Genomic DNA, 14,472 nt, shown 5'->3' with positions numbered 1-14,472 from the left:
TATCCTCCCGCCGAGGACAAGAAGAAGCGACAAGAAGAACCCAAGAAGAACAATGGCGAACAACGCCGCTCCGACGCCAGCCGAGATCAGCTGGCAACTGCACCGCCTGCCTGCGCTCGAGCGCGACGCGTTCATCGCCGCGCATTATCTGGGACAGCCCGTTGCCTGGAAGACCCGCTTCTTCGACGCGATCGACTGGGGCGCGGGCGAGGTGCTGCAATTCAGCTTTCTGCAACGCGGCTGGCACCGCCATGCACGGCTCGACAATCCGATCTATGCCTACATCGACATCCAGCAACATCCGGAAACACGCGGCCTGCGCCGCGGTCGTCGGATCGATCTCCAGGGCAGGATCAAGGGCGTCGACTTCGTGACCGGGATTACGCTTGAGCTCGACAAGTTCGAGATCCTGCCGGTCAATTTTCTCGACCGCTTCGTCATCAGCTCCGACAGCCGTTACTGACCAGGGCTTGATGAGAACAAGTATCAGCGGCATCGGTACCGCGTCCCCTCTCCCGCTTGCGGGGGAGGGCTAGGGTGGAGGTTCTCTCCGCGAGTCACATCGTGGAGAGAGCCCCCACCCGGATTGCATCTACGATGCAATCCGACCTCCCCCGCAAGCGGGAGAGGTGGAGGAGAAAGCGCAGCCGTGCCCCCTCAATGGTCGTGCGGCCGCAATTCGTGCGGGATGTGGCCCGGCTTGAGGCCGTCGCTGGCCAGCCACGCATTGGTGGTGTCGAGGGCGCGTGCGATGTGATCCGACGTCCGGGAGAAATCGTAGGGCGAGCCGACCAGCGGGCAGAGCGGCGGCACCACGAAATACTCGACATCGGGGCCGATATTCTCGAGCTCGTTGACGAGCTGGCGCGCGATCAGGAGCGTCAGCGCATGCAGCGCATTGGCGAGCGCGCCGACCGGCGGCGCCTGGTTGGCGCAGGCGTGTCCGGTCGGCAGCACGATCAGGCGTTTTGCCCCATGCTTCACGGCGACGCGAACCGGCGTGTTGCTGGAGATCGCGCCGTCGGCGAGGAAATGATCGCGGTAATGCACCGGCGTGAATGCGCCGGGGATCGCGGTCGATGCCACGATCGCGTCCGCGGTGGAGCCTTCCGACAGCACGACGCTGTCACCGCTGATGATGTCGGTCGTGACGATGTGGATCGGCATCCGCGCGTCCTCGAGATTGCGGAACGGGATGTAGTCGTCGATCAGCCTGCGGACGCCGTCGTGCGGGATCAGGAAGTCGCGCCGCCACAGGAAGCTCACCAGCGTCCGCCAGGTCACCGGGAATACGTCCTGCCGGTTCAGACCGCGCCAGATCTCGGCCAGCCGTGCCACCCCCGAGACCGTCGGGTCGCCGGCATAGAACGCGCCATTCAATGCACCGACGCTGGAGCCGACCACCATGTCGGCAACCACGCCATGCGCCGCCAGAGCTTGCAGCATGCCGACCTGGATCGCGCCAAAGCTGCCGCCGCCGGCAAACACAAAGGCCGTCATCGGTGCATCCGGATCGGTGATGGACAAGCTGCGGCTCCCTTGGGTCGCCGCGTTCGGGCAGGACTGCGCGGCGTTGGGAGCGTTATAGCAGTGGGGGAATGGACGGCGCCACATACACAGGTGTCGTCCTGGCGAAGGCCAGGACCCATAACCACAAATGCAAAAGGCTGGAGCCCGATGGGGCCCCAGCCTTCGCAAAACAGGGAGCGGTGGTAATGGGTCCTGGCTTTCGCCAGGACGGCAGTCTTAAAGGCCGACAGTCTTAACGCTCGACGAACGCCTTTTCGATCACGAAGTGGCCGGGAGTGTTGCCGCTGCCTTCCTTGAATCCGCGGGTCTCGAACAGCTGCTTCAGCTCTTCGAGCATCGCCGGGCTGCCGCACATCATGATGCGGTCGGTCTCGATGTCGAGCGGGCCCTGATGCAGGTCGGTGAACAGCTGGTTGGAGGTGATCAGGTCGGTGATGCGGCCGCGGTTACGGAACGGCTCGCGCGTCACGGTCGGATAGTACGACAGCTTCTCGGACAGCAGCGGGCCGAACAGCTCGTCGTCGCGCAGCTTGGCGACCAGCTCCTCGCCGTAAGCGAGCTCGGAGACCTGGCGGCAGCCATGCACCAGCAGGATCTCGTCGTAGCGATCATAGACCTCGGGGTCCTTGATCAGGCTCGCGAACGGCGCAAGGCCGGTGCCGGTCGACAGCAGCATCAGCCGTTTGCCGGGAATCAGGTTGTCGGTGATCAGCGTACCGGTCGCCTTGCGGCCGACCAGGATGGTGTCGCCCTCGCGGATCTTCTGCAGCTTGGAGGTCAGCGGACCGTCCTGCACCTTGATCGAGAAGAACTCGAGCTCTTCCTCGTGATTGGCGCTCGCCATCGAATAGGCGCGCAGCAGCGGCCGGCCATCGACCTCGAGGCCGATCATGGCAAACTGCCCATTCTGGAAGCGGAAACCGGAATCGCGGGTCGCCCGGAAGCTGAAAAGCGTATCGGTCCAGTGCTGAACGGAAAGAACTTTCTCTCGATAGAACGCGCTCATGTGTTTTCGTTTTCTCGACTGACCAGATTTAGAATGGTTTGATTTCTAGACTGCTCGCGACGGCGCAGAAGTGGCCGAAATCACTGAAGATCTCGCGTGTCCATTGCGCCAATGCATGAGATAGTCAAGATCAACTGGCGTGCAATTGCGATCTCAGAATGGCAGTCGTTCGATTTCGCGCAGAGGTTCAGCCACGACATCGTTAACACGCGATGCTGCAAGTAATTTACTTGCTGAGATCGATGCCGATCTGGCAATTAATTGCTACGAAAACCGCGGTGAAGGGAAAATGATCTCGTGGTCCTGATCAGCCAACGAATCTTCCTGGAAACCATCAAAAAATATTGTCTGGCGCACGCGATTGCGGTCGAGGTGCGGTCAGGCGGCTGGCTGGTCATCATGACCAGGGGCAATCAGCGGCGGCTCGCGATCGGCTACGACATCGGGCTGAACAGCGCGGTCGCGCATCAGGTCGCCAACGATAAATCGGCCTGCGCGGACGTACTGGCTCTAGCCGGCGTCCCCGCGATTCCGCACACGCTGTTTCTCGGCGCCAGGCTCAGCAAGCACATTCCGGGATCGGACTCGCTGGACGCGATGCAGCGTCTGCTCGACGCGCATCCGCAGGGACTCGTCGTCAAACCCAATGAGGGGACATCCGGCGAGCTTGTCTCCCGCGTCACGACGCGAACGCAGTTGGAGACTGCAGTGGCGCGCATCCTTGCCGCGCATCCGAGCCTTGCGATCTCGCCCTATGTCGCGATCGAGGACGAGGTGCGCGTGGTGCTGCTCGATGCACGCGCACTGATCGTCTACAGCAAGACGCGCCCAATGGTGGTCGGCGACGGCATCCATTCACTCCGCGCGCTGGCGCAGGCGACCGCGACGGCCGAGCAGCTCAAGACCCTGACTGAGGATTTCGACACCGCCGCGCTCGACGGCATTCCGCCGGCCGGCGAACGGCTGCTGCTCAACTGGCGGCACAACCTCGATGCCGGTGCCGAGCCCGCGCTGATCTCGGATGCTGCGACATACGATGCCTGCATAGCGCTCGCGACCATGGCCGCGCAGGCCGTCGGCATCCGCTTCGCCTCCATCGACGTCGTGCGCGCTGATGGCGCATGGAAAGTCCTCGAGGTGAATTCCGGCGTGAAGATGGAGGCGCTGGGCCGCCGCCATCCGGCGCTGGTCGAGGCCGCATATTCGGCAGCGCTGGACGCCGTGTTCGCCTAGGCGGCGCGCGACACGCTTCCATCGAGCGCCGGATCACTCTCGCAGATGCTCTTTCTCATAGGCGGCAACGATCAATTCCGATTGCTCGATCTGTGCCGTGAGACGGTCGATCTCGGCTTGCGTCTCCGGAAACACGTCAGCACCCGCCGTATTTCCGGATTCCAATTCTGCGATCAGTTCACGGTTCTTCCTGATCTGCTCGCGGTGCCAATCGATCTCGGGATCGTCCTGCATGAGCCAACATCCCGTCGGAAAGAGCTACAGCGCGAGCTCTCGCAGCAGCGCGGGTGGATAAACCGGCTTCGGAAAGAACTTCACGCCGTCAGGCAGTGTGCCGACCAAGGGCAGGCCTGAGATCACCATAACGCGCACGCCTGGATCGCAATCGAGAGCCAAACGTGCAAGCTCGATGCCGCTCATTTTGCCCGTGAGCTTGACGTCGGTGACCACCAGCGACGGATGACGCATCTTGATGGCCAGCGCCGCCGTCTCTGCGTCTTCGCATTGGATGACGTCGAAGTGCCCTTCTTCCAGTAACAGCGCAATCATGTCGCGCTGGATTGTATCGTCTTCGACCACGACTGCGGTCTGCCGAACTAGCCTCGCGTAACCCATGGCAACCTCCAACGATCAACCACAGTCATCAACCAAAGTTAATGATTGAGAACGCTTATGGTTCTGGTTCCAGCCTCGACGACTGACTGTTCCGCCGGATGTTTGCAAGTTCCGTCCGGAACAACTTTCGAGGTTTCGGCGTCATTGATGTGCGGCGAGCCGAAGGGCTCGGGCTCGAGGAAAGGAAGTCGTGCCAGGAGGCAAAACGCATGAAGAACGCCGGACAGCCGGATCGGGATTTTGACCAACCTTCCAGGGCCGACGCGACGGCCGACGCGCCAGCCTATCCGTCCTCCCGACGACGACTGGTCGAAGATCAAGCCCTCGAACGTCCTGCCCACGTCGTGCGGCGTCAGACGACGGAGCAAAAGACGGCTGATCCGGTTGGCGCACGCCTACCGCACGACATCATTTCCGAAATGGAAGCAGCGCTGAAGCAGCAGGTCGATCGGCTAGTCGCGAAGCGACATTAGCCGGCGAAGCGACGAGCTCGCAGACTTCAACAGCGCAATCTCGCTTGCCGATGATGCTCCAGAGATCGCGGCGCGTGGAAACTCGAAGCAAGATCCCCGCCGGATCGATGGAGTCTTGATGGGAGCGATCCTTGGACGAGCGATCTTCCAGGTCATGGTTGTTCTGGCGGCGGTCGGCATCGTTGCCCTCGCCTGCATGGCGGTCCACGGCGGCTACGCGCGGGCGGCGACGGCGCTTGCGGCAAAATTCACTCCGCCATTTTGATCCATTCAGCGGCTTGCTCCTCCCGCTCAAGGGAGTACGCTGATGCGCATTAATCGATCCGGATACAAATTATGCGCAAACTCCTTTTGGGCTTCCTCGCAGCCACGGCGTTCACCGCCGCCCTCAATCCTCCGGCCGCCCACGCCGTGTTCTGGCGCGGCGTCACGGCCCCGACGAATATCGACATCCACGGATATCCGATCATCAAGGAACCGCCGCCGAGCCCATGCCAGTTGATCCATGTGAATGGATACTGGGTGCGGCAGTGCCTGGATTTGCGGTATCGCTATTGGCGATGAACGAAGCCACGCCGTGCTTTCGACCTCTCCCTCCAGGGGAGAGGTCGAAGTTCGAGACTAAAGCGTGATGAGATTAGGTTGAACAGGATCGGCAGCGGAGGTTCACCTCTCCCTTGGGAGAGGTCGGCGCGTCGCGCCGGGTGAGGGTCCCTCGTTAGAGCTGCGCCCCTCACCCGATTTGCTGCGCAAATCGACCTCTCCCCGATGGGGAGAGGTAAAGCGAGCACGCAGCCAAACCGATTCGATCTAAATTCATCGCGCTCTAGTTCGCACCACCAGCCGAATCGTCGAGCGCCTTGAAGGCTTCTTCGAGCTGCGGTGACAGCGCGACGTTGAGCTTCTCGCCGGTCGGCAGGCGGGCGACGAACCATTTGTTGTAGAGCGGGACGATGTCGCGGTTCGAGGCGAGCTTGCGGAACGCGCGCTCGACCACGTCCTTCATCTGCGGCTCGCCCTTGCGGTACATGATGCCGTAGGGATCGTAGGACAGATAGTCACCGGTGACGCGGAATTTGTCCTGTGACTTGTGCCGCGCGATCAGGCCGTAGAGCAGGATGTCGTCGGTCGCGAACGCATCCGCCTTGCCGTCCACCAGCATCTGGTAGGACTGCTCATGGTCGCCTGCGGTGACGATCGTGAGGCCGAGCTGTTGCTTGGCGTCGACATTGTGCATCGCCTGCTCGTTGGTGGTGCCCTTGGTCACCACCACGGTCTTGCCCTTCAGGTCGGCGACCTGGTTGACGCTGGAAGCCTTCGGCACCATCAGCTTGGTGCCGGCCACGAACATCAGCGGTGAAAACGCGACCTGCTTGCCGCGCTCCGAGTTCGCCGTGGTCGATCCGCATTCGAGATCGATCTTCTTGTCGACAACCGCCGCAATGCGGTCGTCGGAGGTGACCTTGACGTAATCGATCTTGAGGTTGGCGTCGTCGACCTCGGCCCCGATCTCGTCGACGATCGCATCGCACAGCTCGAGGCTGTAGCCGATCGGTCGGTTGGAGTGGTCGAGGAACGAGAACGGCGGCGAGCTCTCGCGATAGCCGATCCGCACCGTGTGCGTGGCCTTGATGTTGGCGAGCGTGGGGCTGAGCCCCTCGCCCGCCGGCTGTGCGGTGGCCGGTCCGGCGAGCAGGCTTGCCGCCAGCAGACATGCTGACAGCAGACGTGTCGACGACAGCCGGCCCTCAGCCCTTATCGGCCTCCAGCGGGCGCGATGCATGCATCCCTCCCGTCAATGGCCGGCCATCACCGCGCCGGGCACGGCATCGCCCGGCACCGCGTCATCGGGCACGGCGTCGTCGGGCCCGAGCTCGTGCTCGGCCTTCAGCTCGCCCTCCCACTTCGCGACCACCGACGTCGCCAGCGAGTTGCCGATCACGTTGGTGGCGCTGCGGCCCATGTCGAGGAAGGTGTCGATGCCCATGATCATCAACAACCCGGCCTCGGGGATGCCGAACTGCGACAGCGTCGAGGCGATCACCACCAGCGACGCGCGCGGCACGCCGGCGACGCCCTTCGAGGTGATCATCAGCGTTGCCAGCATCGCGAGCTGCGTGCCGAGCGACATTTCGATGTGGTAGGTCTGCGCGATGAAGATGCTCGCGAAGGTGCAGTACATCATCGTGCCGTCGAGGTTGAAGGAATAGCCGAGCGGCAGCACGAAGGCCGAGATCCGCGAGGAGGCGCCGAACCGGTTCAGCCCCTCCAGCGTCTTCGGGTAGGCCGCCTCCGAGGAAGCGGTCGAGAACGCGATCATCAGCGGCTCGCGGATCAGCCGCAGCAGATGGCTGTAGCGTGGCCCGATCACGACGAAGCCGACCGCGACCAGGATGCCCCACAGGATCAGCAGCGACAGATAGAAGCCGCCCATGAAGACGATCAGCTTCCAGAGCACGCCGAGGCCGTTCTTCGAGACGGTCGCCATGATCGCGGCCCACACCGCGAGCGGCGCGAACAGCATCACATAGCCGGTGACCTTGAGCATGATGTGCGCGAGGTCGTCGATCAGGCTCATGATCGGCTTGGCCCGCTCAGGCATGGCGCCGAGCGCGACCGCGAAGAACACGGCGAACACCACGATCTGCAGGATCTCGTTCTGCGCCATCGCATCCGCGATCGAGGTCGGGATCAGATGGGTCAGGAACTTCTCGATCGAGAAGGCCGAGACCGGCAGGCCGGTGGACTGGGTCTTGTCGGGCAGCGTGCCGGGGAAATTGGCGCCGGGCTGCAGCAAATTGACCATCACGAGGCCGAGCAGCAGCGAAACGAAGGAGGCGGAGACGAACCAGCCCATGGTCTTGGCGAAGATGCGCCCGAGCTTGGCGCCGCTTCCCATATGGGCGATGCCGCCGACGAGGGTCGCAAACACGAGTGGCGCGATGATCATCTTGATCAGGCGCAGGAACAGCATTGCGATCAGGTTGACGTCGGCGGCGATCTCGGCGCGGCTGTCAGGAAAATAGTTGAAGACGATGGTCCCCATTGCGATGCCAAGGACCATCGCAAGCAGGATATACTGCGTAAACCTGTTCGACATTCTCTTACCCCGTCAGTTCCCGGCGACGGGCAAGTGTGGCAGATTTACGCAGCTACGCAACACGCTTCGCGCCGAGCGGGACTTTGCCGATCTGTTCCCGTTGTGGAATGCCAGCGTGGGGACTAGCGTTCATGCAGCGCACAATCTGTGCACTGAGCTGCGCGCGTCGCAGTCAAACTGCATGCGAAACGACCAACGCGAGGGGGAGACACCACAATGAACGACACCGTCAATCGCCAGATCCTGCTTGTTGAAAAGCCGACCGGCAAGCTTGGGCCCGAGCATTTTCGTCTGACCAAGGGCACGATCCCGGCGCCGAAGGATGGCGAGGCGCTGGTGCGGACGCGCTACATCTCGCTCGACGCCGCCAACCGCGCCTGGATGCACGGCGCCACCTACCGCGCTGCGGTCGAAGCCAACACCGTGATGGCCGGCGGCAGCATCGCCGAAGTGGTTTCGTCGAATGACCCCGGCCTGAAGCCGGGCGATATCGTGTTCGGCGACACCGGCTGGCAGGATTACGCCGCCGTGCCCGCCAAGCACCTGGCGAAGATGCCGAAGCTCGAGCCGATGACGCATCTGCTCAGCGTCTATGGCATCGCCGGCCTGACCGCCTATTTCGGCCTGCTCCATGTCGGCAAGCCCAAGGAGGGCGAGACCGTGGTGGTGTCGGCGGCGGCCGGCTCGGTCGGCTCGATCGTCGGCCAGATCGCCAAGATCAAGGGCTGCCGGGTGGTCGGCATCGCCGGCGGCAAGGACAAGTGCCACTGGCTGACGTCGGAGCTCGGCTTCGACGCCGCCGTCGACTACAAGGACGGCGCCACCTACAAGGCGCTGCGATCAGCGGCGCCGAAGGGCATCGACGTCTATTTCGACAATGTCGGCGGCGACATCCTGGAGGCCTGCCTGGCGCAGATGAACAACCGCGGCCGGATCGCCTGCTGCGGCGCGATCTCGCAATATGACGGCGTTCCCTCCGCGCACGGCCCGCGCGGCGTGCCCGGCCTGATCGTGGTGAAGCGGCTCGTCATGCAGGGCTTCATCGTGATGGACTACATGGACCAGCGCGACGCCGCGCTCGCCGACCTGCAGTCCTGGGTCGCCTCGGGCAAGCTCAAGGTCCAGGAGGACGTCATCGACGGCATCGAGAACACGCCGCAGGCGCTGATCGGGCTCCTGGCCGGCGAGAACCGCGGCAAGCGCATGGTGAAGGTGTAGAGGCAAAAGCTCTAGTTCCGTCATGCTGAGGTGCGCGCTCTTGCGCGCCTCGAAGCATGCACGGCCCGGACGTGGCGGCGCGGAGATAGATGGGCCGTTCGCCCTTCGAGACGGCCGCTTCGCGGCCTCCTCAGGGTGACGGCGATAGATTTCGCTCGGGCTAATGCACCGTACCCGATGCCTGCGGTGCAGCTTGCGGCGTCGCCGCCTTGCCCTTCTTCGCCTTGCGCCAGTTCTCGAAGTTCTGCACCACGACGAAGAACGCCGGCACGAACAGCACCGCGAGGCAGGTCGAGGCGATCATGCCGGAGAACACGGTGATGCCGATCGACTTGCGGGCGTTGGCGCCGGCGCCGGTCGCGATCACCAGCGGCAGCACGCCGAGGATGAAGGCAAACGACGTCATCAGGATCGGCCGGAACCGGGCGCGCGCCGCGTCGATCGCCGAGTCCAGCACCGGCTTGCCGTCGCGGATGTGATGTTCGAGTGCGACCTCGACGATCAGGATCGCGTTCTTGGCCGACAGCGCGATCAATAGGATGGTGCCGATCTGGGTGTAGAGATTGTTCTCGATCCGGAGCGAGGTCAGCACCAGCATCGGCCCGAGCAGCGACAGCGGCACCGCCAGGATCACCGAGATCGGCGCGTACCAGCTTTCATATTGTCCGGCGAGCACGAGGTAGACCAGCAGCAGCGCGAGCGCGAACACGAAGTAGATCTGGCTGCCGACCTCCTTCTCCTGGTACGACATCGCCGTCCACTCATAGCCGGTCCCCGGCGGCAGCGTCTTCGCGGCGATCTCCTCCATCAGCGTCATCGACTGGCCGGAACTGTAGCCCTGCGACGGCAGGCCGATGATGGTGGCCGACGGGTAGAGGTTGTAGAGGCTGATCAGCGACGGCCCGACCGACGGCGTGATGTTCGCCACCGTCCCGAGCGGGACCATGTCGCCGTTGTTGTTGCGCACCATCATGTTCTGGATGTCGCGCAGCGTCAGCCGGTATTGCGCATCGGCCTGGGTGTAGACCTGGAAGGTGCGGCCGAACTTGGTGAACTGGTTGACGTAGCTCGCGCCGAGATAGGACGACAGCGTCGAGAAGATCTGGTCGGTGGTGACGTGCAGGGTCTCGGTCTTGACGCGGTCGACCTGGACGTCGAACTGCGGCACCATCGAGCGGAACGACGACTGCACCCGCTGTAGCGCGCTTTGCGTCTGCGCGTTGCTGACGACGGCGCCGGTGACCGCCTGCAGCTTGCCGTAGTCGGCGTTGCCGTCGCGCAGCTGCACCTGCATGGCAAAGCCGGCGGCATTGCCGATGCCCTGGATCGGCGGCGGCGGGATCACCAGGATGCGCGCCTCCGGGATCACCGTGAGCTTGTCGTTGAGGCCGTAGACCAGCGAGCGCAGATCCTCGCCGGGGCCGCGCGAGCCCCAGTCCTTCAGGATCACATAGGCGACACCGGCATTGGCGAGGCTCGACGAATTGTCGAGCGCGGAGATGCCGGCGATGGCGACCACCTGCTCGACGCCCGGCGTCTTGCGGGCGATCTCGGTGACCTCGTCGAGCACCCGCTGGGTGCGATCGATCGCGGCGCCGTCGGGCAGCTGCACGGCGGCCAGGAGGTAGCCCTGGTCCTCGATCGGAATGAAGCCGGTCGGTACCCGCGACAGCCCATAGCCGGCGATTCCGATCAGGATCAGCGCGATGAGGACCGAGGTCTTGGCATGGCCGGCAATGCCGCCGATCACCTGCGTGTAGCCCCGCTCGACGCCGTCATAGATCGCGTTGAAGCCGCGGTAGAAGAAATTGCGCTGCTCCGGCGGTACCGGCCGGCGCAGCCACAATGCGCACTGCGTCGGCTTCAGGGTCGCGGCATTGACCGCGCTGAGCAGCGCGGTCGCCGCGATCACCAGGGCGAATTGTGCGTACATCCGGCCGGTCAGTCCCGGCAGGAAGGCCGCCGGCAGGAACACCGAGATCAGCACCAGCGTGATGCCGACGATCGGCGCGAACAATTCGTCCATCGCCTTGATCGCGGCGTCATGGCCGGACATGCCCTGCTCGATATTGTGCGCGGCGCCTTCGACCACCACGATGGCGTCGTCGACCACGATGCCGATCGCCAGCACGATCGCAAACAGCGTCGACAGGTTGATGGTGAAGCCGAGCGCGGCCATCGCCGCGAACGCACCGATGATGGTGACCGGCACTGTCGTCGCCGGCACCAGCATCGCCCGCCAGTCCTGCAGGAACACCAGAATCACGACCAGCACCAACAGGCCGGCCTCGATCAGCGTCCGGTAGACCTCGTCGATCGAAGCCTGGACGAATTTCGTGGTGTCGAACGGCGTGTCGTATTTGATGTCCTGCGGGAACTGCTTGGCGAGCTGCGCTACCTTCTTCTGCACTTCCTTCTCGACCTGCAGCGCGTTGGCGCCCGGCGACAGGAACACGCCGATGCCGGTGGCCGGCTTCTGGTTGAGCGAGAACACCTGGCTGTAGGTCTGCGCGCCGAGCTCGACCCAGCCGAGATCGCGGACCCGAATGACGTCGCCGACATTGCCGGTCTTGACGATGATGTTCTCGAACTGGCTCGCGTCATCGAGCCGGCCGTTGACGTTCAGCGTGTACTGGAATGCCTGCCCCTGCGGCGCCGGCGGCGCGCCGACCTGGCCGGCGGTGACCTGCTGGCTCTGCTGCTGGATCGCCTGGATCACGTCCTGCGGCATCAGCCCGCGCGCCTGCAGCTTGTTCGGATCGAGCCAGACCCGCATCGAATATTGCCCGGCGCCGAACACGGTGACGTTGCCGACGCCCGGCAGACGCGACAGCTCGTCGCGGATGTTGATGGTGGCATAGTTCGACAGGAACAGGCTGTCGTAGGTCTTGTTCGGCGAGGTCAGCGTCACGAACAGCAGGATCGAGGTCGATCGCTTCTGCACCGTGACGCCCTGGTTCTGCACCGCGGTCGGCAGCTGCGACAGCGCCGAGGAGACGCGGTTCTGCACCAGCACCTGCGCGAAATTGAGGTCGGTGCCGATCTTGAAGGTCACCGTCAGCGTGTAGGTGCCGTCGGCGCCGCTGTAGGACTGCATGTACAGCATGTCCTCGACGCCGTTGACCTGCTGCTCGATCGGCAGCGCCACGGTGTCGATCACGGTTTTTGCCGATGCACCGGGATAGCGCGTCGTCACCTGGACGGTCGGCGGCACCACGTCGGGATACTGCGCGACCGCGAGATTGAACAGCGCGACGCCGCCGATCAGGATCATCAGGATCGCGATGACGTTGGAAAGGACCGGCCGCTCGATGAAGAATTTCGAGATCATGGCGCGCCCCTCACTTGGCCGGTGCCGGAGTCGCGTCGCCCTTCTGCATCTGCGGATCGACCTTCTGGCCGGGGATCGCGCGCAGCAGCCCGGCGGTCACGACGCGGTCATCGGCCTTCAGTCCGCTCTCGATGACGCGCAGGCCCTCGTCGAGCTGACCGGTCGTCACCTTGCGCTGCTCGACCAAATTGTCGGCATTGACGACCAGCACGTAGCGGCCGCTCTGGTCGCTGCCGATCGCCACGTCAGGCACCAGCAGCGCATTGTCCTGCTTGTCGATCGGCACGCGAACGCGGACATAGAAGCCGGGCAGCAGCACGCGATCCGGATTGGGCACCAGGCCGCGGACGGCAAGCGTTCCGGTCGATTGACTGACGGTCGGCGACAGATAATCGAGCTTGCCCATGTGCGGATAACCGGTCTCGGTCTGCAACCCGACCTCGATCGGCAATTGCCTGAGATCGTTGAACGTCATGCCGCGGCGACGCGCCTCGTCCCGCACCCGCTGCACGTCCTGTTCGTTGACGTTGAAGTTCACGTAGATCGGGTCGAGCTGCACGATGGTGGCAAGCTGGGTCGGCGAGGCCACGCCGACCAGTTCGCCGACCGAGACCAGATGGTTGCTGACGATGCCGTCGAATGGCGCGGCGACGTTGGTGTAGCCATAATTCACCGCAGCGATCTTGGTGTTGACCTGAGCCTGCTGCAGACCAGCCTGCGCGTTGTCCCGCGTCGATGTCGAGGTTTCCAGCGTCGCCTGCGACACCGCCTGGCGCTGCACCAGATCCTGCTGCCGCTTGAAGTCGGACTCAGCCTGCTTCAGCGTCGCCTGCGCGCCGACTTCGGCAGCCTGCGCCTGCTCCAGCTTCAGCTTGTAGGTCTCCGGCTCGATCGTGAACAGGGTGGTCCCCTGCTTCACCGGCGAACCGTCCTGATAATTGATCGACTGTAGAAAGCCCTGCACGCGCGCGACCAGATCGACGGTCTTGATCGGTGCGGTGTTTCCGGTGGCGTTCAGATAGCGCGTGATGGCGCGCTGCACCGGCGGCGCGACCTCGACCTTCGGTGGTGGCGGCGCAACAAAACTGTTTTGCTCGCAGGCACTTAAACTGACGAAGGCCGATACGACGCAGATGATGCGCGTCAGCGGCGCATTTCGCAGCCGCAAAAAATTGCTCCGATCGAAATGTGCCGACGCGCGCGCATGCCTCATTTCCGAGCCTCAGTTCAAATGACTTAACTCAAACGTGGTAGGCGGCAAAAAAATCAACCTGCTTCTTCCATAGCAACAATCCGCTTGCAGCGGAACTCGAAAGCGAAAATGATGCCGCTCGCGAAGGTTGTCACAGCAAGAATTTTCAGAACGCAGTTCAGTTGAGCCGGCGGCTTCCGGCGCAACGAGAGGATTTATTCAGATGATCAATGCGTTGATACGTGCAACGAAGCTTTCCGCATGGCTCGCGCTTGCGGCATTCGTGAGTACCGCGCCGGCCTTGTCGCAGGCGCCGACCCAGGCGCAGCGCGACGCCATCAAGTCGCAATGTCGCAATGACTACATCGCCCATTGCTCCAGCGTCCCGCCCGGCGGCGAAGCGTCGCTGCAATGCTTGCAGAAGAACACGGCAAGCCTCGGCCCCGGCTGCGCCAGCGCCGTGAAGGCCGTGGAAGCGCCGGCCGCTGCGCCTGCGGCGGCCAAGACCGAAGCTGCTCCCGCGGCCAAGCCCGATGCCGCTGCGGCGACGACGGCCAAGCCTGCCACGGAGGCCGCAGCACCGAAGGCAGCCGGAGCGCCGTCCAGCGCGCAGATCTCGGCGATCCGCAGCGCATGCCGCTCCGATTATCCCAAGGTCTGCGCGGGCGTGCCGACCGGCGGCGCACCGGCGCTGCAGTGCCTCGAGAAGAACAAGGCGAAGCTGTCGCCGGCCTGCGAGAAAGCGGTCGCTGCCGCGGGCGGCGGTGGCGCCGC

General features: G+C 63.7%; 15 protein-coding genes. 7 read left to right on the top strand and 8 right to left on the bottom strand.

Annotated elements, in window-relative coordinates:
* The first annotated feature begins 52 nt into the window (after positions 1-52).
* Positions 53-463, top strand: coding sequence for a hypothetical protein (locus AC628_RS30970; RefSeq protein ID WP_074130579.1), 411 nt, complete (start codon positions 53-55; stop codon positions 461-463).
* Positions 464-657: 194 nt separating this feature from the next.
* Here the strand turns inward: AC628_RS30970 and AC628_RS30965 are convergent, their stop codons facing one another.
* Together AC628_RS30965 and AC628_RS30960 are read right to left on the bottom strand one after the other, a co-directional pair.
* Positions 658-1,527, bottom strand: a complete 870-nt coding sequence (locus tag AC628_RS30965; RefSeq protein ID WP_245321409.1) for a patatin-like phospholipase family protein — start codon at positions 1,525-1,527, stop codon at positions 658-660.
* A gap of 235 nt (positions 1,528-1,762) precedes the next feature.
* Positions 1,763-2,536, bottom strand: coding sequence for a ferredoxin--NADP reductase (locus AC628_RS30960; protein ID WP_074130578.1), 774 nt, complete (start codon positions 2,534-2,536; stop codon positions 1,763-1,765).
* A 297-nt stretch (positions 2,537-2,833) separates the two neighbouring features.
* On the opposite strand from AC628_RS30960, the gene AC628_RS30955 reads away from it, so the two are divergent.
* A complete protein-coding gene (locus AC628_RS30955) occupies positions 2,834-3,769 on the top strand; it encodes an ATP-grasp domain-containing protein (protein ID WP_074130577.1) in 936 nt (311 codons plus the stop codon).
* A gap of 33 nt (positions 3,770-3,802) precedes the next feature.
* Here AC628_RS30955 and AC628_RS30950 read toward each other — a convergent pair whose 3' ends face one another.
* Both AC628_RS30950 and AC628_RS30945 read right to left on the bottom strand, forming a co-directional pair.
* On the bottom strand, positions 3,803-4,003 hold the full coding sequence (locus AC628_RS30950) for a hypothetical protein (RefSeq protein ID WP_074130576.1): 201 nt from the start codon (positions 4,001-4,003) through the stop codon (positions 3,803-3,805).
* Positions 4,004-4,027: 24 nt separating this feature from the next.
* Positions 4,028-4,384, bottom strand: coding sequence for a response regulator (locus AC628_RS30945; RefSeq protein WP_074130575.1), 357 nt, complete (start codon positions 4,382-4,384; stop codon positions 4,028-4,030).
* Between the two features lie 209 nt (positions 4,385-4,593).
* On the opposite strand from AC628_RS30945, the gene AC628_RS43275 reads away from it, so the two are divergent.
* The 3 genes from AC628_RS43275 (at position 4,594) to AC628_RS30935 (ending at position 5,421) form a co-directional block, all read left to right on the top strand.
* A complete protein-coding gene (locus AC628_RS43275; protein WP_143201891.1) occupies positions 4,594-4,857 on the top strand; it encodes a hypothetical protein in 264 nt (87 codons plus the stop codon).
* A gap of 118 nt (positions 4,858-4,975) precedes the next feature.
* Positions 4,976-5,122, top strand: a complete 147-nt coding sequence (locus AC628_RS44360; RefSeq protein ID WP_168193483.1) for a hypothetical protein — start codon at positions 4,976-4,978, stop codon at positions 5,120-5,122.
* Between the two features lie 71 nt (positions 5,123-5,193).
* Positions 5,194-5,421 carry a hypothetical protein gene (locus tag AC628_RS30935; protein WP_074130574.1) on the top strand — a complete coding sequence of 76 codons (228 nt, stop codon included), beginning with the start codon at positions 5,194-5,196 and terminating at the stop codon, positions 5,419-5,421.
* A gap of 262 nt (positions 5,422-5,683) precedes the next feature.
* On the opposite strand, the gene AC628_RS30930 is transcribed toward AC628_RS30935, so the two are convergent.
* Together AC628_RS30930 and AC628_RS30925 are read right to left on the bottom strand one after the other, a co-directional pair.
* The gene (locus AC628_RS30930; RefSeq protein WP_074130573.1) at positions 5,684-6,640 is read right to left on the bottom strand and encodes an amino acid ABC transporter substrate-binding protein; all 957 of its coding nucleotides are present in this window, start codon (positions 6,638-6,640) and stop codon (positions 5,684-5,686) included.
* A 12-nt stretch (positions 6,641-6,652) separates the two neighbouring features.
* Entirely contained in the window at positions 6,653-7,957 is a 1,305-nt protein-coding gene (locus tag AC628_RS30925) for a dicarboxylate/amino acid:cation symporter (protein WP_074130572.1), read from the bottom strand.
* A 216-nt stretch (positions 7,958-8,173) separates the two neighbouring features.
* Between AC628_RS30925 and AC628_RS30920 the strand changes: the two genes are divergently transcribed.
* Complete coding sequence (locus tag AC628_RS30920; RefSeq protein ID WP_074130571.1) at positions 8,174-9,175, top strand: NADP-dependent oxidoreductase; 1,002 nt, start codon at positions 8,174-8,176, stop codon at positions 9,173-9,175.
* A gap of 160 nt (positions 9,176-9,335) precedes the next feature.
* Here AC628_RS30920 and AC628_RS30915 read toward each other — a convergent pair whose 3' ends face one another.
* Complete coding sequence (locus tag AC628_RS30915; protein ID WP_074130570.1) at positions 9,336-12,506, bottom strand: efflux RND transporter permease subunit; 3,171 nt, start codon at positions 12,504-12,506, stop codon at positions 9,336-9,338.
* A 10-nt stretch (positions 12,507-12,516) separates the two neighbouring features.
* Positions 12,517-13,674, bottom strand: a complete 1,158-nt coding sequence (locus tag AC628_RS30910) for an efflux RND transporter periplasmic adaptor subunit (RefSeq protein WP_074130594.1) — start codon at positions 13,672-13,674, stop codon at positions 12,517-12,519.
* A gap of 247 nt (positions 13,675-13,921) precedes the next feature.
* On the opposite strand from AC628_RS30910, the gene AC628_RS30905 reads away from it, so the two are divergent.
* Positions 13,922-14,472 (top strand): cysteine rich repeat-containing protein (locus AC628_RS30905; RefSeq protein ID WP_074130593.1); only part of this gene is annotated, 551 nt, incomplete at its 3' end.

Origin of the sequence: Bradyrhizobium sp. NAS96.2 (genome assembly GCF_001908235.1) — a bacterium.
Classification (GTDB): Bacteria; Pseudomonadota; Alphaproteobacteria; order Rhizobiales; family Xanthobacteraceae; genus Bradyrhizobium.
The sequence above is the reverse complement of the archived record's forward strand: the minus strand, read 5'-3'. Positions and strand labels throughout refer to the sequence as shown.

What these genes read in the sequence shown, in the direction of transcription:
- AC628_RS30930 (WP_074130573.1), bottom strand. Translation starts at nt 6,640, where the DNA reads ATGCATCGCGCCCGCTGGAGGCCGATAAGGGCTGAGGGCCGGCTGTCG.
- AC628_RS43275 (WP_143201891.1), top strand. Translation starts at nt 4,594, where the DNA reads ATGAAGAACGCCGGACAGCCGGATCGGGATTTTGACCAACCTTCCAGG.
- AC628_RS30915 (WP_074130570.1), bottom strand. Translation starts at nt 12,506, where the DNA reads ATGATCTCGAAATTCTTCATCGAGCGGCCGGTCCTTTCCAACGTCATC.
- AC628_RS30945 (WP_074130575.1), bottom strand. Translation starts at nt 4,384, where the DNA reads ATGGGTTACGCGAGGCTAGTTCGGCAGACCGCAGTCGTGGTCGAAGAC.
- AC628_RS30935 (WP_074130574.1), top strand. Translation starts at nt 5,194, where the DNA reads ATGCGCAAACTCCTTTTGGGCTTCCTCGCAGCCACGGCGTTCACCGCC.
- AC628_RS30960 (WP_074130578.1), bottom strand. Translation starts at nt 2,536, where the DNA reads ATGAGCGCGTTCTATCGAGAGAAAGTTCTTTCCGTTCAGCACTGGACC.
- AC628_RS30970 (WP_074130579.1), top strand. Translation starts at nt 53, where the DNA reads ATGGCGAACAACGCCGCTCCGACGCCAGCCGAGATCAGCTGGCAACTG.
- AC628_RS44360 (WP_168193483.1), top strand. Translation starts at nt 4,976, where the DNA reads ATGGGAGCGATCCTTGGACGAGCGATCTTCCAGGTCATGGTTGTTCTG.
- AC628_RS30950 (WP_074130576.1), bottom strand. Translation starts at nt 4,003, where the DNA reads ATGCAGGACGATCCCGAGATCGATTGGCACCGCGAGCAGATCAGGAAG.
- AC628_RS30925 (WP_074130572.1), bottom strand. Translation starts at nt 7,957, where the DNA reads ATGTCGAACAGGTTTACGCAGTATATCCTGCTTGCGATGGTCCTTGGC.
- AC628_RS30920 (WP_074130571.1), top strand. Translation starts at nt 8,174, where the DNA reads ATGAACGACACCGTCAATCGCCAGATCCTGCTTGTTGAAAAGCCGACC.